This window comes from Mycobacterium sp. OTB74 (genome assembly GCF_029892685.1).
Classification (GTDB): Bacteria; Actinomycetota; Actinomycetes; order Mycobacteriales; family Mycobacteriaceae; genus Mycobacterium.
In genome coordinates this window covers 98,988-118,109 of sequence record NZ_JARXVD010000021.1, presented here as the reverse complement: position 1 = coordinate 118,109, position 19,122 = coordinate 98,988, and the positions used below count along the sequence as shown (strand labels likewise).

The 19,122-nt window shown below is 64.9% G+C and carries 13 protein-coding genes and 2 pseudogenes; 5 read left to right on the top strand and 10 right to left on the bottom strand.

The window, feature by feature from the left end:
• Window positions 1-131 precede the first annotated feature (131 nt).
• Window positions 132-2,081: a heavy metal translocating P-type ATPase gene (locus M2432_RS23620; RefSeq protein ID WP_280829275.1), complete on the top strand. Its 1,950-nt coding sequence runs from the start codon at window positions 132-134 to the stop codon at window positions 2,079-2,081.
• Between the two features lie 30 nt (window positions 2,082-2,111).
• On the opposite strand, the gene M2432_RS23615 is transcribed toward M2432_RS23620, so the two are convergent.
• The 4 genes and pseudogenes from M2432_RS23615 to M2432_RS23600 form a co-directional block, all read right to left on the bottom strand.
• Entirely contained in the window at window positions 2,112-2,273 is a 162-nt protein-coding gene (locus M2432_RS23615) for a hypothetical protein (RefSeq protein WP_280829264.1), read from the bottom strand.
• Window positions 2,270-2,689 (bottom strand): arsenate reductase ArsC, encoded by a 420-nt coding sequence (locus M2432_RS23610; protein ID WP_280829274.1) that lies wholly within the window; start codon window positions 2,687-2,689, stop codon window positions 2,270-2,272. The genes M2432_RS23615 and M2432_RS23610 overlap by 4 nt, the downstream gene beginning before the upstream one ends.
• 27 nt (window positions 2,690-2,716) lie before the next feature.
• Window positions 2,717-3,448: pseudogene (locus tag M2432_RS23605) on the bottom strand (MIP/aquaporin family protein); the annotation flags it as partial.
• 21 nt (window positions 3,449-3,469) lie between these two features.
• On the bottom strand, window positions 3,470-3,955 hold the full coding sequence (locus tag M2432_RS23600) for an ArsI/CadI family heavy metal resistance metalloenzyme (RefSeq protein WP_280829263.1): 486 nt from the start codon (window positions 3,953-3,955) through the stop codon (window positions 3,470-3,472).
• Between the two features lie 95 nt (window positions 3,956-4,050).
• Here M2432_RS23600 and M2432_RS23595 point away from each other — a divergent pair, with 95 nt between their 5' ends.
• On the top strand, window positions 4,051-4,410 hold the full coding sequence (locus tag M2432_RS23595; protein ID WP_280829262.1) for an Rv2640c family ArsR-like transcriptional regulator: 360 nt from the start codon (window positions 4,051-4,053) through the stop codon (window positions 4,408-4,410).
• Between the two features lies 1 nt (window position 4,411).
• Here M2432_RS23595 and M2432_RS23590 read toward each other — a convergent pair.
• Window positions 4,412-4,588: pseudogene (locus M2432_RS23590) on the bottom strand (helix-turn-helix domain-containing protein); the annotation flags it as partial.
• Window positions 4,589-5,248: 660 nt separating this feature from the next.
• On the opposite strand from M2432_RS23590, the gene M2432_RS23585 reads away from it, so the two are divergent.
• Window positions 5,249-6,037: an alpha/beta fold hydrolase gene (locus tag M2432_RS23585; protein WP_280829261.1), complete on the top strand. Its 789-nt coding sequence runs from the start codon at window positions 5,249-5,251 to the stop codon at window positions 6,035-6,037.
• A complete protein-coding gene (locus M2432_RS23580) occupies window positions 6,034-6,966 on the top strand; it encodes an SAM-dependent methyltransferase (RefSeq protein ID WP_280829260.1) in 933 nt (310 codons plus the stop codon). Before M2432_RS23585 ends, M2432_RS23580 begins: the two co-directional genes overlap by 4 nt.
• A 24-nt stretch (window positions 6,967-6,990) precedes the next feature.
• Here M2432_RS23580 and M2432_RS23575 read toward each other — a convergent pair whose 3' ends face one another.
• Window positions 6,991-7,179 carry a hypothetical protein gene (locus tag M2432_RS23575; RefSeq protein WP_280829259.1) on the bottom strand — a complete coding sequence of 63 codons (189 nt, stop codon included), beginning with the start codon at window positions 7,177-7,179 and terminating at the stop codon, window positions 6,991-6,993.
• 372 nt (window positions 7,180-7,551) lie between these two features.
• Window positions 7,552-8,190 carry a TetR/AcrR family transcriptional regulator gene (locus M2432_RS23570; RefSeq protein ID WP_280829258.1) on the bottom strand — a complete coding sequence of 213 codons (639 nt, stop codon included), beginning with the start codon at window positions 8,188-8,190 and terminating at the stop codon, window positions 7,552-7,554.
• Window positions 8,191-8,268: 78 nt separating this feature from the next.
• Between M2432_RS23570 and M2432_RS23565 the strand changes: the two genes are divergently transcribed.
• The gene (locus M2432_RS23565) at window positions 8,269-8,829 is read left to right on the top strand and encodes an OsmC family protein (RefSeq protein ID WP_280829257.1); all 561 of its coding nucleotides are present in this window, start codon (window positions 8,269-8,271) and stop codon (window positions 8,827-8,829) included.
• A gap of 526 nt (window positions 8,830-9,355) precedes the next feature.
• Here M2432_RS23565 and M2432_RS23560 read toward each other — a convergent pair.
• The 3 genes from M2432_RS23560 to M2432_RS23550 are packed head-to-tail and all read right to left on the bottom strand — an operon-like array spanning window position 9,356 to window position 18,881.
• Window positions 9,356-10,048 carry a class I SAM-dependent methyltransferase gene (locus tag M2432_RS23560; RefSeq protein WP_280829256.1) on the bottom strand — a complete coding sequence of 231 codons (693 nt, stop codon included), beginning with the start codon at window positions 10,046-10,048 and terminating at the stop codon, window positions 9,356-9,358.
• Window positions 10,045-16,620 (bottom strand): type I polyketide synthase, encoded by a 6,576-nt coding sequence (locus M2432_RS23555; protein ID WP_280829255.1) that lies wholly within the window; start codon window positions 16,618-16,620, stop codon window positions 10,045-10,047. Before M2432_RS23555 ends, M2432_RS23560 begins: the two co-directional genes overlap by 4 nt.
• Window positions 16,617-18,881: an MMPL family transporter gene (locus M2432_RS23550; protein WP_280829254.1), complete on the bottom strand. Its 2,265-nt coding sequence runs from the start codon at window positions 18,879-18,881 to the stop codon at window positions 16,617-16,619. Before M2432_RS23550 ends, M2432_RS23555 begins: the two co-directional genes overlap by 4 nt.
• Window positions 18,882-19,122 lie beyond the last annotated feature (241 nt).

Sequence of the window (19,122 nt, the reverse complement as noted above, 5' to 3'; positions counted from 1 at the left end):
CCTTGCACACCATGTCCCATCGGCACAGTGTACCCAGTCACACACATGAAGACATATTCATGAGTTCTGATATCGTGCTGCGTATACCTGTTCACTCTTTCATATGTTTTTGGAGGTGCCTGATGTCGACCATGACGCAGCCGTCGCGCACCAGGGTTACAGTCGCCGCGGCTGCTCCGGGTCGCCGTGGCATGTTCGATCTGCCGGAGATGCGCTGGGCCGCAGCAGCATTGGGCCTGTTTCTGATCGGTTTGGTGTTTCAGCTGGCCGGCGGCCCGGTGTGGGTGTGGTGGGCGCTGTATCTGGCCGGCTACGTCACCGGAGGCTGGGAGTCGGCCCTGGCCGGGTTGCAGGCGCTGCGGGAGAAGACGCTTGACGTTGACCTGTTGATGGTCGTCGCGGCGATCGGTGCAGCGGCAATCGGCCAGATCACTGATGGCGCGCTGTTGATCGTCATCTTCGCGACGTCGGGGGCATTGGAGGCGCTAGCGACCGCCCGTACCGAGGATTCGGTGCGAGGGCTGCTGGACCTGGCGCCGGGCACCGCTACCTGCGTCGCTGCTGATGGCGGCGAGCACAGTGTGGCGGCCGCTGACCTGGAGGTCGGCGATGTAGTGCTGGTGCGACCTGGCGAGCGGATCGCGGCCGACGGGTCGGTGATCGCCGGGGCCAGTGAGGTCGATCAAGCCACCATCACCGGCGAACCGCTGCCCGTGAACAAGGCCGTCGGGGATGAAGTATTCGCCGGCACGCTCAATGGCACCGGCACCCTGCGTATCCGGGTGGACCGCCGCGCGCAGGATTCGGTGGTCGCTCGCATCGCCGCGCTGGTGGAGCAGGCTGCCCAAACCAAGGCCCGTACCCAGTTGTTCATCGAGAACATCGAGCAGAAGTATTCGATTGGCATGGTCGCCGTCACCATTGCGGTGTTCGTCATCCCGCTGTTGGCCGGGGACACCCTGAGGGCTGCACTGCTGCGGGCGATGACCTTCATGATTGTGGCCTCACCCTGTGCGGTGGTCCTGGCCACCATGCCGCCGCTGCTAGCGGCGATCGCCAATGCCGGCCGCCACGGTGTATTGGTCAAATCCGCGGTGGTGATGGAACAACTCGGTACCACCACCCGGGTCGCGTTCGACAAGACCGGCACCCTCACACGCGGACAACCCGAACTCACCGAAATTCGGCTGCTAGCCGACGATCTCACCGAGAACGACGTCCTGAAGTTGGCCGCGGCCGCCGAGCATCCCAGCGAACACCCGCTCGGCGCCGCCATTGTCCGTGCCGCTAGGACTCGCGGCATCAAGCTGTCGGATGTCACCGATTTCGCGGCCCATCCGGGTCGGGGGGTCAGCGCCACCGTCGAGGGTCGGGCGATCGCGGTGAGCTCGCCGGCGGCGCACCGCACACCTTTCGATGCTGGCCAACCAGGCAGCGTCGCTGAGGTCACAGCATCGCTCGAGACGGGCGGGCGCACCGCGGTCATCGTCACCATTGACGGGCGCCCGGTCGCAGTCCTGGGCTTATCTGACCAGATGCGGCCCGATAGCCCTGCTGCCGTGGCAGCCGCGGCCGCGTTGACCGGGCAGGCTCCGGTGCTGCTCACTGGCGATAACCTCGCCGCCGCCACCGAACTCGCAGACCGGGTCGGGATCACCGAGGTGGGCGCTGGACTACTGCCGCACGAAAAGGTCACCGCCATCACTGATCTGCAGGCCGATGGCACCCGGGTGGCGATGGTGGGCGATGGCATCAACGATGCCCCGGCGCTGGCCGCCGCTCACGCCGGTATCGCCATGGGCGGCGCTGGGTCGGACCTGACTTTGCAGACCGCCGATGCGGTCGTCATCGCTGATGACCTGACCGCAATTCCTACAGTGATCGCCTTGTCCCGTCGGGCGCGCCGCGTCGTGACCGCTAACCTGATCATTGCCGCTACTTTCATTGCCGCGCTGGTGATTTGGGACCTAGTTGGCACCTTGCCGCTGCCGCTTGGCGTGGCCGGGCACGAGGGCTCCACCATCATCGTCGGGCTTAACGGGCTTCGGTTGTTGCGTCGACGGATGTGGTCACCGAGCTGATCGCCTCGGTGGGTGTGATGATGAGAATCGTTATGGCGCCCGGGTATTGGTCACGGTGAAGGCCGCGGTGTTGGCGCTGCCAACATACACAGGCACCCAAGCGACGATCGGGTCTGCGGTGTTGGTGGGGTTGTTGGTGGTGTTTGCAGTGGCGGCGGCGCTGTGGTGGTGGCGCCGCCGCTGAATCGTCATTCATTGCCCGCCAGCTCGGCGATGCCCAGCTCGGCCAGGAGCGTCCGCACGCGCTGCTCGATTTCGTCTCGGATCGGTCGGACGGCATCGACGCATTGACCCGCCGGATCGGGCAACAGCCATTCTTCGTAGCGCCGTCCCGGTAGTACGGGGCATGTGTCTCCGCACCCCATGGTGACCACTACATCGGCTGCTTCGAGCATGTGGTGGTTCCACCGCTTCGGTTGTTCGGCGGTGATGTCGATGCCCTTCTCGGCCATTGCCGCGACGGCTGACGGGTTCACCTGGTCGGCGGGTTCAGAGCCGCCGGAGTAAACATCAGCGTGCTCGCCGGCGAGGTGTCTGAAGAATCCCATTGCCATTTGAGAACGGCCGGCGTTGTGGGTGCAGAGAAACAGGACGGCGGGTTTGGTCATTGTTCGTTCCATCGGCGGGCTAGCAGTGTTATGCGGCACGACGGCTTCGTCGGCGGTGTCGGCAACGTCCGGATATAGGATGACCGCCAGCGCGAGTCCGATGAGCGCACCAACGATCTGAGCGGCAATAAAGGGAAGCACTGAGGTAGGTGCGATACCGGCGAACGTGTCGGAGAACATTCGGCCCACTGTCACAGCGGGATTCGCGAATGATGTGGAACTCGTGAACCAGTAGGCGGAACCGATGTAGGCACCGACCGCTGCTGCCGATAGCGCTGCCCGCTCCGAACGCGCCAATGCAAAGATCAGAGCAATCAGGCCCGCCGTTGCGACCACTTCGCCGATGAGGTGCCCGGTTGTGACTCGGTGCTTGGTTGCGAGTTCGACAACACGACGGTCAAACATGGCGTTGGCGAGCAGCGCACCACAGATTCCTCCGACTGCTTGAGCGACTGCGTAAGCCACCATAGTTGTCGCACTAAGGCTGGTAGCGGCCCGTCGTCCGAGCAGCCAGTCGGCAAGGGAAACAACTGGGTTGAAGTGTGCGCCGGAGACTGGGCCGAACAAAAGGATCAGCACCGCAAGTCCGAGGACGGTCGCTGTGGAGTTTTCGAGTAGCTGCAACCCTACGTCGTTGGGCGACAGTTGCGCGGCGGCGATACCCGATCCGACAACGACGGTGACCAACAGTGCGGAGCCGATGAACTCGGCGAGGAATCGTCGCGGCAACTGGCGGTCGGGCTTTATCCGTTTAGGCACAGTCGCTTTAGGCACAGTCGCTCAGCAGCAGCACGGCGAGGCGGATTCGGCGGGACTGTCACCCACGGTCTCGTCGCTGTTGTGGCACGAGCAGCCACCGGACTTGTCTACGGCAAACAGTTCGGGGCTGGTGCCGAATGTCTCGGAGTCGGCCAGGACGGTGTATATCTCCCACTTCTCTCCGCTAGGTCCGGTCACCCAGACCTTGTCTTGCGTTGCAAAGCAGCATGTGGTGCCGATCTCTTCTTCGGTGAACATGCCCTCGTCGGTTAGGCGGGTGATTTCTGCGTGGACCGTATCGCTGGATTCGACCTCGACGCCGAGATGGTTGATGGTGCCGCCCTTGCCGGGGTTTTCCAGCAGGACCAGCTTCAGCGGGGGATTAGCGACGGCGAAGTTGGCGTAGCCGTCCTTGATCTTCGCCGGTTTCGTGTTGAACAGTTTCGAGTAGAACGCCACGGCTTCGCCGAGGTTGTCCACGTTGAGGGCGAGTTGAACACAGGACATGAGCACCTACCTGTGAGACTTATGTCGAACTTGTACGCTCCACCGATCATCCCACCTCTTCGACATATGTCAACATATCGTGGCACGATGGCTACATGCCCAAGGCGCTGCCCGTCGTCGATATCTCCACGCCGGTCTGCTGCTCACCCGTCGCAGCCGGTCCGCTAGACGACGCCGCGGCATTAGAGATTGCGTTGCGACTCAAAGCGTTAGCCGATCCGGTCCGGGTCAAGCTCGTGTCGCTGTTGTTCGGAAGCGACCTCGAAGAGGAGTGCAGTTGCGACTTGGCGGCGGCCGTCGGCCTGAGTGAATCAACGGTGAGTCATCACCTGTCTCAGTTGCGGCGGGCCGGCTTGGTCGAATCGGAGCGGCGTGGCATGAACGTGTACCACCGGCCCCGCAGCGAATCCCTGGTTGCTTTGTGTTCGGTGCTGGACCCGAACTGCTGCCGTTGAGCTACTCGGAATCGTGATTCAGCTCAGAGAGCACGCGGTACACCGTCGCGCGGCTGACGTTGAGTGCCGTCGCGATGGTGCTTGCCGACTCGCCGCTTGCGTGCATCCGCTGAGCCAGAGCAGCTTTGGCTGCATCAAGCTCCTTAGGCCGACCAATCGCCTGCCCGCGTGCCCGACGTCGCCGCTTTTGCGCTCCGGGCAAGCCATGCCATGCCACGACAGGAGGGATGCGAGGTCCTGCACCGGCTTCCGGCACACATCCAAGACTCCGCCGCCGCCCCAGCGTGACCGCCCGGACCGGAGGCGAGTAGGTGGGGCCCTGCGGGGGCCCACTATTGCGCAATGTGGGGTTTGTGTGCCCCGGCTGTGTCCCATTTGCCCAACTCTGTAGGTCCTGACGTGCCGATTCATCCTCAGTCGGACGAAGAGGGAGCCGACGGACCGGTGACAATGCTCGGCGTCACGGCTACAGGTGTGTGTTTTGCCCCCCGTGCGTGGACACATTGTGGACACACTCTGGGCACCATCTGGACACAGTTACACTAATTTGGACTAAGGTCACGCTCCCTATTTGGGCAGTTCAGAGCTTTTTTACCCGGTTATCGGAGTACCCCATGAGGGTTCGAGTCCGACTGGGGGCACGGGAAAAGGCCTGGTAGATGCGTTTTGGGGTCGAATGGATCGGCTCGCTACTACACTCACCACGGCGTCGCCCCGGCGCGCGGCGGGATACCGGCGGCGAGGTCGGTGCGCTAGCTAACTCGGTCATCGCCACCCGGGGTGGCGTCGCGAGCTTTACGATGCGGTCTCGGGCTCACGACGCTGAAGGAGGCCCGCGATGGCACTGCCCACATTGGTTCTCGTGCATGGCGGCGGACTCGCCGCCGATTCGTGGGAGCTGGCCGTCGAGGAGCTCAACCGGATAGCACCGGAGCTGAACGTGCTCGCTCCCGACTTGCCGGGACGGAGGAACAAACCCGGCGATCTTCCTACGCTCACTCTTGCGGACTGTGTTCAATCGGTCGTCGACGATATCGCAGACGCTGGGTTGGATGACATCGTTCTAGTCGGTCATTCGCTGGCTGGACTGACGGTGCCCAGCGTGGTCGCCAAGCTTGGATCGTCGAAGGTACGCGAGATGATCCTCGCGACAGCGTTCGTCCCGCCCGAGGGCACGTCGCTCGCCGACACGCTTACCGGTCCCTTCGCGCCAACCGCCCGGCGCAACGCGAAGCGAGGCGGATTGAGCCAAACACCTTCGCTTGGAATCAGATTCCTCTACCTCAACGGAGTGCCCAGGGCGCGGCGCAAATTCATGGCCGACAAGGTACACCCGGAATCCGCCCGGATACTGGGGGAGAAGGTGTCCCGGCAAGGAATGCCCGATGACGTTCCGCGCACCTGGATCCTGACCCTGCGAGATCGCGCCCTGTCGCCGAAGATGCAGCGCCAATACATTGATGCGCTTGGTGGTGTCCAAACACTCATCGAGGTGGATACCTGTCACTGCCTGATGATCAGCGAGCCGGAACGGCTGGCCGAGATCCTCATCGAGCGCTGCCGGCTGTACGACCCCGAGCCTCCACAAACCAATGGCCGTGCCGAGAAACGAAGGGCGGGCAAATGACCAGGGCTGACGACGACACGTGGGACATCACGCAGAGTGTTGGTGCAACAGCGTTCGGATGCGCGGAATGGCGGGCCAGGGAAAGCGAGCACGAACACCCGCTGTTCGCGGACCCATACGCCCAGTTCTTCCTGGATGAGGCCACTACACGTGGCGGGTCCTCAGTAATCCATACCAACCTATTCCCATGGCTGCACCAGAACCATCCGCACTTACTGCGACAGGTGCTGGCCGTGGGGGCGTACAACGGATCGCGGACTAAGTGGTTTGACGACTTCTTCACCGCCGCTGGCGCCACTGTCGCGCAAGCAGTGATCCTGGCTGCCGGGCTGGACGCCAGGGCATGGCGGCTGCCATGGAAACCAGGCACCGCCGTCTATGAGATCGACCAGCCAGCGGTGCTGGCGTTCAAGACCGAGACGCTGCGTTCCCATGAGGCTGAACCGGTCGCCCGTTACATCGCCGTTGGGATCGATCTGCGCCAGGATTGGCCAAAGGCGTTGTGCGACGCCGGTTTCAACCCGAACCAACCGACAGCATGGTCGGCGGAGGGTCTAATGGCATACCTGCCGGCCACCGCCCAAGATCTTTTGTTCGACCGGATCCACGGTCTGAGCGCGACGGGCAGCTGTATCGCGGTCGATGCGATTACCGCCGCGTTTTACCAGCCCGAGAACGTTGCTCGCCTCAAGGCTTTCTATGACGAGCTACGCCACGCCGTCATCGAGGGCGGAGATGACATGCCAGAGTTTCCCGCTCTCTGGTACAAGGAGGAACGCACGGAAGTCGCAGACTGGCTCCAACAACACGGTTGGCACGTCGAGGCGATCGGCGTGCACGACATGATGGCTCGCTACGAACGTGCGGTGTCCGAAGAAGAAGCAGTCGGAATCCCCGAATGTGTCCTCGTCACCGGACGGCTCGACTAGCGGCGGAGCGCATGCTCTCGCGCATTACCGGGCGACTTGTTTGCCGGGGTAACCGAGCGGCGGGTCACCCGCCTGCGCCTGCGCGATTCTCACCCGCACACTGAGGTCGGGGCTACGGGTTAGCTCGACCGGCGGGCATTTGCCCCGGTACATACCACCGATGCTCGGCGGGGCGTAGTCGTACCCAGGCGGTACAAGCCCAGCCGTCCTCATCTCTACCTCCTGGACGTACCGAGCCCTTGGTTCAAGGTTGCCCTTATAAGGTGATCGTATGCCCGTCGCGGACACCGGCGGGAGTTTTCGAGGAGGGGGCAGGGTTATACCCGACCGACCGCAACAGCGCCGGTAAGCGCAGGCACCCCCGTCGCTGGCCGAACTCTTCACTTCGGTGAATCTGGGGAATTTCCCGAAGTCCACGTGGAGCAGCGCGACACCAGACTGCGTGTGGCGGTTGAGCGCGAAAGCTATTGCCTAGATGTAGCCTTCGGGCCGCTTCTGTAGACACGCTATAGGGCCGACGCATCGGTCCGTAGCGGTCCAGCGTGATGGTGGCTGTGTTGTGGCCCAGCAGCGTCTGCAGCACCTTCACATTGGCTCGGGTCCCAGCCGTTGCCGGACGACCTGGCGGGCCAACTCCAGGATGGCTGGGTCATCGTGCAGCACGAATTTGGTGTCGGCGGCCAGGAGCATCGCGTGCAACTCAAACGCGAGCCGGTCTGGGTCTTCGCGGGCCGGAAGTTCGTGCTGTTCAAGCGCGATGGCCGCGTTGTCTCGGAGTAGTGTCACGAACCCGTCCTGGATGGCAGCGATCCGTTCCTTGATGGGTCCGGGACGAGTGCCCATCTCCAGCGCCGTGGCAGCGAAGAAGCAGCCGCCGGGGAAGATGCGTCGCTCCACATAGCTGAAAAATGCTTCGCACAGCGCTGCCAGCTGGGCTAGGCCGGGGCGGGCCGTGAGCGCGGGCTGTATGACTTCTGTGGCGAGGATCCGCTCCGCCTCCTCCACGGTTGCCAGCTGGAGTTCCAGCTTGGAGCCGAAGTGGGCGTAGAGGCCGCTCTTGCTGATGCCGGTCGCGGCGGCCAGGTTCCCGATGGACAGGCCCTCCAGGCCGTCGACAGTGGCAAGCGAGGCGGCGGCGCGCAGGATCGCGCTGCGGGTTCGTTCGCCGTCGGCGCGCGTCTTTCGTTGCATGCGGGTGCGCTGGTTCGTCGTGGCAGTCGTCATGTTGACAACTTAGCACGATCGGTCGTACGGTGCTTGATAGCACGAACGGTCGTGCTTAATCGAAACTAGGAGCTCATCATGTACGCACAAACCATCGTCAATGGCCTCGACGTCGACCAGCTCTCCGGAACGATGGACGCTGTCACCGCTAACCCCGCGTTAGCTCGGTTTCAGTTCCGTGCTCGCCACGAGTGGATCGACGGCAGCTATAGCCGCACGACGATCAAGGACTTCTACGGCGTCGGCCAAGAAGACGCCTCCCGCACAGAGCCGTTCACGGTGGAGTCCGACGAGCCGCCGGTCCTGCTCGGTGAAAACCGGGCGCCCAATGCCAGCGAATATGTCCTCCACGCCCTCGCGGCTTGCCTCACCGGCACGATCACCTTCCACGCCGCCGCCCGCGGCATAGCACTGGAGGGTCTGGAGGCCACCGTCGAGGGGGACCTGGACGCACAGGGGGTCCTCGGGCTCAACGACAAGGTGCGCCCTGGGTACGGCCAGATCCGCGTCACGATCAAGGTCACCGGCGACTTCGATGACGATCAGCTCGCCGAACTGGCCGACCTCAGCCGTTACTCGCCCGTCCGGGACGTCATCAGCAACCCGGTCCCCATCGCCATCGACCTAGCACGCGCCTGAGCTATTTGGACGGTGTCCGCACCGCCCGGGCCGGTGCGGACACCGGGCTGGGGCCTTCACCGCGGACCTTTCAGGTCAGGATGGCGGCGTCCACGGTTGCGATTGCTCTCAAACCCCCGTTTACGCCGACCTGACGGCTGGGCGCTCGTCCCAATAGCGCTTAGTAGCGCGAGCGCGACTCCTACGGCGCGCAGCCCGCTCGCTTACCGTGCTGATTTCCCGGTCCAATTCCTCAACAGACACAGCCCCGTAGTACGGCAGAAGGTTGTCGAACGCATGCGCTTCTTGCTCGCCACCGCAACGCACCTTGCTCGCCGCTTGGTAATCGAGATGCTACTTGCGCGGCGGGTCGGGCACTTTTGCTTTTGGCGATCAGGCAGCATTCCTTGCGCTTATCAAAGCCGCTCGCCGGAATAGCCCGAACGCGACGCAAACGCACTAGAAAGCGATCTATATCCGCCACGCTTTGTTCCCTGATTCTCATGACTGATGCGGCGCAAGCTCCCTACGCAGCGGGCTTGTGGCGCTATTCGCTGGCGAGGCGGCTAGCTGCCTTGCGGCCGATGATTTCCAGCCCCGGCTCGCCGGGGATCCGTTGCACGGTCACCTCTTTGAAGGGCCGGTCAGCGACAAGGGTGCGCGCCTGTTCCAGATTGATGCTGCCGCCGGCGATGAATCTGCGGAAGATCGGCAACCACGCCGCCCGCGCCGGGCGTGGCAGCCGCCATCGCGCGATGTAGCGCCGCGCGTCGGCCAGGCTGCAGTCGCGGTCCAGCTCCACCACCACGAACAGTCCGCCTGGGCGCAGCACGCGCAGCATTTCGCCGACCCCGCGGGACGCGTCGGGCCAGTGCTTGATCGAGCCGTAACTGATGGTGGCGTCAAAGGATTCGTCTGGGAATGGCAGCTCCATGGCGGTGTTCTCGACGAACCGGACCCGCTCGTCGAGCGCCGTCGCTCGTCGTCGGGCCCGACGCAGCTGGTCGGGGGAAATGTCAACGCCGGTAACCCGCAGGCCCGGCCCGCGCTCGGCCAAAGCGATGCATAGCTGCCCCCCGCCACTACCGACGTCGAGCACCTGACCATTCGCGGGCAAGGCTGCGAGCAACTCGGCCGCCAGGTCGGGCTTCATCGCCGCCAGCGCTGGGGCCACGATGGTGTCGTAGAACCAGGCATCGACCATCGAATACCGCTTGCTCACGTTCAGCGCTACGGTCACGCGACCGCTCCTTTCGCACCGACCTGCTGCATCAGTTGCCAGACCAGCTTGGCGGCGAGGCCGCGAATGGATATGCCGCGATTTAGCTCAAAGGGTTTGATCTGGATGTTCAGCTCCCTTTCAGAGCGCGCGCCGAATTCCATCGCTGTTAACGAGTCCATCCCGAGTTCGGTCATCGGTGCGTCAACGTCGATGGTGGTTGCACTGACCCCGAGTACCGTTGCCAGTTCGGACGCCAGCTTCTCGACGATCATGTCGACGCGCTCCTTCGGCGGCACCGCCGCGATTGCTTTGGCGAGGGCGCTGGCCGGTCGCTGGCCGGTGACCCCGGCGTCGGCGAACAGCTGCGCGAAGCGGCGACTGCGCGCAATGCCCTCATAGCCTGGGGCCCACCGGGTCCAGTCCACGTCGACGATCCCGGCCTGCGGGACGCCGAAGCTGAGCACCTCGGACAGCAGAGTGGTGGCGCGGTCCATGTCGATCGCGGTATAGCCAAGGGATTTGATGTACGTGGAAAAGGCCTCGTGTCCCTCGGACATCCCACCGCCGCTCATGTAGCCCCAGTTCACCGCGAGCGCCCGCACCCCCTGGCGCCGCCACATCGCCGCCAGCGCGTCCAGCGCGTAGTTCGCGCTCGCATAGGACAGCTGCGGCTCCATGATGCCCCACGCGCTGATCGATGAATACAGCACTACCACATCGGGTTTCACACCCGCGGCGGTCACCGCGCGGTAGAGGTTCTCACCGCCGCGGGCCTTCGGCGCGACCACCGCGTCGAGCTCGGCCCGGGACAGGTCGGAGACAGGGACCATGTTCACCACCCCCGCGGCGTGGAACACCCCGCGCAATGGGTGGCCGCTGCCTTCGATGCGGGCGATCAGTTCGGCCGTGGCGTCGTAGTCGGCTAGATCCAATCGCTCCTCGACCACCTCGACGCCCATGGTGGCGAAGTCGGCCAGTTGCAGCTGCGCTGACTCGCTTGACGCGCCGTGGCGACCGGCGAGTACTAGTCGCCGCGCGCCCGCGCGCACCAGCCAACGCGCAGTGGCCAGCCCGAACGCACCGAACCCGCCGGTGATCAGATAGGTGCCGCCGGGCCGGATGTCCACGTAGTCGACCGGCGGCCGTACGCGCGCGGGCTCGGTGCGGAAATCGAGTACTACGCGACCAATGGTGTCTGCGCGTGCGACCGTCTCGAACGCCTCTTGCAACTCGTCGAGGGTGAACCGGCGATACGGCAGCCACCGGTACCGGCCCGACGTCAGTTCCTCCACCGCCTCCAGCCCCGGATTCCACACAATATCGGAGTCCACGGCCATTGCCCGGTCCATGTCAACAGCGAAGAAGCTCAGGTTGCGGTCGAACGGGCGCAGCTCGAGCAGCCCGTCGGTATAGATATCGGCCTTGCCTATATCGACAATCCGTCCGAACTCCGCTGCCACACGGAGGTTCTGGGCGCCGATCTCGCCCGGCGCCGAGGTGTAGATCACGTCCGCGCCGTGGCCGCCAGTCAGCTGCAACACCTCGTCGACGAAGCTCGCCGACCGCGAGTTCAGCACGTGATGCGCCCCGTCCTGCTGCACGGAGTCCCGCCGCTGCGGGCTACTGGCGGTACCGATCACGGTGGCGCCCATCCGCAATGCCACCTGGACCGCAGCCTGGCCCATCCCGCCTGCGGCACCGTGGATCAGCGCTATTTCACCCGGCCGCAATCGGGCCAGCGTCCGGAGACCGTAGATGGCGGTCAGGAACGGCAGTTGCGAACCGCAGACAAGTGGATCGTAGGTGGCCGCGACGGTTGGGTCGGCCAGTTCGTCCGCCGACACCCAGACGCCGATCCGCCCGCAGTTCTGCGCCGGCAGGGTCACATATTTGCGCAGCATGCCCCGCGCGAAGACGACCACTTTGTCTCCCACGCCGACGTTCGTCACCCCGTGACCGACCCGTACCGCCTCGGCGGCCACCTCCATGCCGACGCTCATCCCGTAATAGGTTCCGGCGAGTTCACGTTCGGTCAGCATGCCGACGATCTTCATGCTGTCCTTGTAGTTCAGGCCGACCGCCTCGACCCGCAGCTCCACCTCACCGGGCCCGGGCGGCACCCTATCGACCTGTCGCAGGGCCAGATCTGCCAGCAGCCGCGTCCTGGGGATCTCGATCTGGAAGTTCTCGACGTCAGTCCCGGCGCGCTCGGCGTGGGCTCGGGCCGCCAGATACGCACCGGCGCCCATGCTGACCCGCGCCGCCCACAGAGTCCCGTCGCGCCAGACGATCTCATCGAGGGGTCCATCGGTCAAGATCAGGTCACGCACGCTCGGCCGTGGTGCAGACGCGACCCCAACCGCCGCCGAAGCAGGCTCAGCCGCACTGACTTCGCACGCGGCCGAGTCGGCGGGGTCGGCTGCCGACGGTTCGAACGGAGCGGCGACCGCGTCGCCACACGCTCCGTCGAGATCGATGAGCATCCACTGCATCCACGGCTGTTCAGCGAACAGCTCGCGGCGGGCGCCGACGAGCCCGGCGTGGGTGAGCGAGATCGTCTCATCGCTGGGCAGTGCCGCGCCGAAATCGGTGATCACGACCCCTCGGACTTGCGTAGCGGTCGGTGCCGCCGCAGCCCGATTACCCTCGGCTGGAACGGGTTCGGCGGCTTTCGACGCCGAACCGCGCTGCGCGCTGCCTGCGGCGGAGGACTTCTCGCCGGCGCGCGCGGATTCGCGGCCGATCTCGGTCAGTTGCTGCACCACCTTCGCCACCTTCGCGAGCAGCTCCAATTGATCGGCGCCGTCCATTTCGGTGCTTGCCACGAACACGACCCGAATCCGGTCGGCGATGGGATCGCCGTTGCCGCCCAGCAGCGCAGTGCGCACGAGTTCCTCTGCGCCCTCGGGGTCGGTGAGCACCGTCATCGGCGTCACATCGTGATTACCGAACAGCTGGTGGGCCCGGGACTTTGCGTCGGCGCCGGCGCAGAACACCGCGACTGCCTCGATGCGTTGCTCGCCCTCGGCAAGGATCGGCGGGGCGACCTGCTCCCACACCTGCTCGTAGAACACCCGCTCGAGCCGGCGCGCGGCGTCCATCTGCGCCACCGACCGGAACTCCACCCCGGACATGTGAAGCGCCACCCGGCCCTCGGCATCGGCAATGGTGACATCGGCACGGAAGGGCTTGGTGGACAGCAGCGTGGCTACCGCCCGGGCGTCGTCGGGGATCGGCCCGTGATAGCGCACGCCGGTCATTGAGTGGGGCACCATCGCGCCCTCGTCGATCAGCGGGCCGGCGGCCACGGCCAGGGTGGCGACGCACTGCAGCGCCGAATCCACCACGGCGGGGTGCGCGAGGTGCCGCGGTTGCTCGCCGTCCAGCCGGCTGAGCACCGCCACCACGCGATCACGGGTGACGTGCGCGCTCGCGATGCGCCGGAAGCTTGCACCGTATTCGAGGCCGAGTTCGGTCATGCCGCGGTAAATGGCCTCTCCATCCAGATCGACGGCATCGGCGGCCGATTTCACATCGACTGTGGCCGAATCGAATTCGGCTTCGATCAATCGGCCCCGGGCATTGAGGGTCCAGCCCGCCGTGCTGTCGGGATCACCCGGCTTGGACCGGATCGCGAAACGGTGGGTGGACTCCTCCACGGTGACCCGCAGCCGCGGAACATCGTGCGGATCCACGAGCAGCGGTGCCACGAACTGGAGAGCCTCCAGGCCGAAGCTGGATCGCCCGGTGCGCCTGGCTGCCGCGCTCAACGCCGCGTCGATATATGCCGCGCCGGGCACCACCACACGGTCAGCGACGACGTGATCCGGCAACCATGGCAGCTGCGCCGCCGCCAGCGGCACCTCCCACTCGGTGTCAGCTGTGGTCCCGACCGGATCGCCGAGCATCGCGAATCCCTCTGCTGTGCCGAACCGGTCCAACAAGGTGGCAGGATCCTCCGTCCGCAGAAAGGTCCGTTGCCAGGGGTAGCGCGGCATGTCCAGATGCGGCACGCGGATTTGTGGACTGCCGGGGATGGCTGCGGTCGAGATCCCGCCGGCGGCATAGAGTTCCGCGACAGCGGCCAGCACCCGCTCGGCGTCGTCGGCTCCACGCGTCAACGTGGGCACCGCCGCGCCGGCGATGCCGCGCTGCACCAGCTGCTCGCGAATGTTCCCGCTGAGAACTGGATGCGGCCCGACCTCGAGGAACACTCGATGCCCTTCGTCGAGCAACGCGGCGATGGTGTCGGCGAACCGCACCGGTTCGCGCACGTTGTCACACCAGTACTCGGCCGTCCAGCCCACGCGGGCAACCGGCGCCGCGGTAACCGTCGAGTACGCGGGGGCGGCCTGCGCCCGTGGCGCCAATCGGGCTAGAGTCTTGGCCAATTCGCTTAGGATCGGGTCCATCAGGTGACTGTGATAGGGCACCTCGACGCGCAACATCCGCGCGAAAGTCCCGTCCGCCGAAAGGGTGTCGTGCAGCGCCTGCAGCGCCGAGATGTTACCGGACAGGGTCACCGACGACGGACCGTTCACCGCGGCCAGCGACACCTGTGGTAGCTCGGCGATCAGCGTCTCCGCCGCCGCCGCCGCCAAGCCCACCGCCAGCATGCCGCCGGTGCCGGCGGTGCGCGCCTGCAGCCGTGCCCGGTGGTAACTCAACCACACCGCGTCGGTCAGCGACAGCGCCCCAGACACATACGCCGCGGTCACCTCACCGACGCTGTGACCCACCACCACCGCAGGCGTGACGCCCTGATTGGCCAGCACCGCGGTCAGCGCCGCTTGCACTAGGAAATTCGCCGGTTGAGCGATCTCGGTCGGCATCACCTGCGAGTCTCCGTCGTAGCGCTGTAGCTCCTCAAGGATCGACCGGTCGGCGATCACTGCGAACTCCGCGTCGATCTTCTGCGCCTCGGCGCGAAAGCACTCGTCCGACTCGAGCAGGCCCTGACCCATCCCCGACCATTGCGGGCCCATGCCGCTATAGACGAACACCGGCCCGGTAGTGCCGTCGGCCACGACGCGGCTCAGTGCCCGACCCTCCCCATTTGCCAGGGCGGCCAGCCGATCCCGCAGATCCACGGCGTCGGTGTAGGGCACGCCGACGCGGAACGGGTGATGGGCCCGCCTCGTCCACGCCGCGGCGGTGATCGTCACGGGGTCTACGGTGTCCAACAATCCGGCCAGCCTGCCGGCTGCCGCTCGCGCGGCGGCGTCGCTTCGTCCGGACACCGGCAGAACTCGGATCACTGGCCGCGCTGGCTCGGAAATCGGTCGGGGCGCAGGCGCTTCGGTCAGCAGGACGTGCGCGTTGGTGCCGCCGTAGCCGAATCCGTTGACCGCGACCACATTCCGGCCCGTCGGTCCGGCGATGAGCGGCTCGGGCTCCAGCGGCACTCGGATCCCCAACTCCTCGAACGGGATTGCCGGGTTCAGTTGCTCCACCCGGAACTGCGGCACCACCGTTCGATGCCGCAGTGTCAACGCAGCCTTGATCAAGCCGGCCACGCCCGCCGCCGCCTCGGCGTGCCCCCAGTTGTTCTTCAACGAGCCGACCGGAACCGGCGCGCTGCGCCCATCCACCGCGCCGTATACCGCACCCAGCGCCCGCATTTCGATCGGATCACCCACCGCCGTGCCGGTGCCGTGCGCCTCGATGTAGCTGATCTCGTGCGCGGCAAATCCTGACCGATCCCGCACCCGCCGCGCCAGATCCTCCTGCGCAACCTGATTGGGCACCGGCAGCGCCACTGTGCGGCCATCCTGATTGACACCGGTCGCTGCGATCACCGCATAAACTCGGTCACCGGCGCGAAGCGCCTCGGCTAACGGTTTGAGCACGACCATCGCCGCGCCTTCGGCGCGACCATAGCCGTCGGCGGCGGCGTCAAATGTCTTGCACCGGCCATCGAAGGCCAAAAACCTGCTCTTGCACATCGACACGAACGTGTCTGGGCTCACCATCACGTTCGACCCGCCCACCAGTGCCGTCTCACAGTCGCCGCGCTGTAACGCTTGTACCGCCAGATGCGTTGCCACCAATGACGAAGAACACGCGGTATCTACAGTCACGCTGGGACCATGCAGATCGAACGTGTAGGAGATCCGATTAGATAACAACGTCAACGCCGCGCCCATCGCCGTGAAGCCACTGATGCTTGATCGCACCGACGGCCCGACTCGGCTCATCCCACTGTCAAGCACGAACCCACCGACGAACACGCCTGCCGAACTGCCCGAGATGCATCCGGCCATCCCGGCGTCATCCAATGCCTCCCAAGAGGTTTCGAGCAGCAGCCGTTGCTGTGGATCCAGGATGGCCGCTTCCTTATGCGAGATACCGAAGAAGTCGGCATCGAAGTCCCAGAGACTGTGGGTCAAGAAACCTGCCCGTCGCACATACATCCGCCCCGGGGCGTCGGGATCCCGATCGTAGAACCGATCGATGCGCCAGCGGTCCGCTGGCACCTCCGTCACACCATCGCCCTTGTCCATCAAGAACTTCCAGAAACTCTCCGGATCCTCAACCCCGCCGGGAAATCGGCACCCGATTCCGACAATCGCAACATCGATGTCCGTCACAGTGCACCTCTCCCTCGGGCTTCTGCGGCAACCTCGGTCAGTTCCGATGAATTCGCCTCGCTGAAACCAAACCGCTGATGAATCCGGACCAACGGTTTGGGCGCCCACCAGTTGACGCGGCCCAGCACGTGCATAAACACCGGAAGCAGCATGATCCGCACCAGTGTCGCATCGACCAGCACCGCCAGCGTCAGTCCGACACCCAACATCCGCATGAACGACACCTTCGCCGCGATCAACGCGGCAAACGAAATCGCCATCACCAGTGCCGCGGCAGTCACCACCCGACCGGTGTGGGCCAGCCCCAGCGCGACGCTTTCATCGTTATCGGCCCGGGAGCGCCGGGATTCGAGCCAATGCTCGCGAATCCGCGACACCAGAAACACTTCGTAGTCCATGGACAACCCGAATGCGACGCAGAACAACAGCACCGGCATGGCAGCCATGAGGGTGCCGGTAGGCGTGGTGCCGAACGCGCCCCAATGCCCATCTTGAAAGATCCACACCAACGCACCGAACGCGGCGCTCAGCGACAAGATGTTGAGCAGCAACGCCTTCAAGGGCATGACCACGCTACCGGTCAGCAAAAACAACACCACAAACGTGATCGCCGCGATAACGCTGAGGACCAGCGGCAGCCGGGACGTGACCGCTTTGGAACTGTCACGGTTGATCTGCGCCAAGCCGGTGATCAGGACAGGCTGGCCGCCGGGACCTGCGACGGCGTGCAACCGGTCCAGCTGAATCTCCGAGGCCGGCGAGAACAGCGGCGCGGCACTGGCAACGGTGAAAAATGCGCTGCCATCCTGGATAGCTGACGGCGCCGACGGTCGCCCGACCAGCGAGCCGCCAATTAAAGTGCCACCGGGCGCAGACACCGCCGTCACGCCGGGAACCTGCGACAGCTGAGCCGCATAGCGGGCGAGATCATCGGCCGTTAACTCGTTCATATCCGGAATTACGACGACCACATTGGCAGTAGCATCGCCGGCGAAATCACTGCGCAGCTGCTCAGAGACCTGGCGCACCGAGGCCGATGACGGCAGCACCCGATCATCGGCGAAGCCCCATTTGATGCCGATGAACGGCGCGCCAAGTAGCAATAGCAACGCGATGATGGCCACTCCGAAGGGAACCGCTCGGCGCATCACGAACTTGGTCGAGCGGTAAAAGAACGCTTGCTCAACAGGGCGCCGCACCGGTTCCGGACGGCCGAAGACGCGGCGGCCCAACCGGCGAAAATCCAGTGCGTCCAGCCGGTGCCCGAGCAATGTGATCGCCGCCGGCGTTACCACGATCGCGGCAGCGGCCGCGAACGCAACCGCTCCGATCCCCGCGTAGGCAAAGGATTTCAGAAAATACATTGGGAATAGCACCATCGCCACGATCGACAATGCGATCGTCACGGCCGAGAAAAGCACCGTGCGCCCCGCCGTCGCCATCGTGCGCACCAGCGCCTCCTCACGTCCGGCGCCCCCGGCTAGTTCGTCGCGGAGCCGGCTGACCACCAGCAGCGTGTAATCGATGGCCAGTGCCAGCCCCATCGCCACGGTCAGGTTCAGCGCGAAAATCGACACATCGGTCACCTGCGCGACGGCGCGCAGCACCGCCATCGAACCCAGAATCGCGAACCCGCCGACCGCCAATGGCAGCATGGCCGCCAGCAGGCCGCCGAACGCCCATACCAGCGCCACAAAGCTCAGCGGGAGGGCGATGGACTCCATCAGGAGCAGGTCTTTTTCGGTTTGCGCGTTGATCTGTACATAGGTCATGGCATCGCCGGTCGCGCGTACTTTGACTCCGTCGCGGTCGTGCAGCAGCTGATCGGCCAGCGCCTTGGCGTGCTTCTGTGCACCATTTTCCCCGCCGTTGATGCCAGCGACAATCACACCGGTCTTGCCGTCTTTGCTGATCAACGTGGCCGCGGTAGGCGATGCGGCCCACGCCGAGTTCACGCCGGCGACGTACGGCGACGCCTGCAGACGCTGGATGAGCTCGGTTGCGACGGCCCGCGCGCCGGGGCTTTGTGCGCCGGCGTCGGAGGTGACTGCAATGGTCATCTGCATATCGCCCTGGCCAAACTTCTCGGACAGCAGCCGGGCAGCACGAGACGACTCGCTGGTCGGATCATGGAGGCCGCCCGCGGACAGGCTCTTGGTTACCCCGATGCCGTAAATCCCGGCGCCCAACATGATCAACATCGCGACCGCGATGATCGATCGCGGCGCCGACATCGCGAGTCGTGCGATTCGTGCTAGCACGGCTGTCCCCCGTCGCTCAACCCCAGAGCCATCGCTGGTGCTCCGTCAGGAATGGGTCGCCGGGTTAGCTCGCCTTTGGGTTCTCCGGCAGATGACGGTTACCGCCGCAGCGAATATATCCGCAAGGACTCGTCCAGGTAGGCGTTCCGATGTAAGCGGCCCGGTTAACAATCGCTTCGAGCAGCTCGTCGGGTTGCGACGACGCAGTCGGACGCCAGTGAATCAAAGTCACACCGACAAC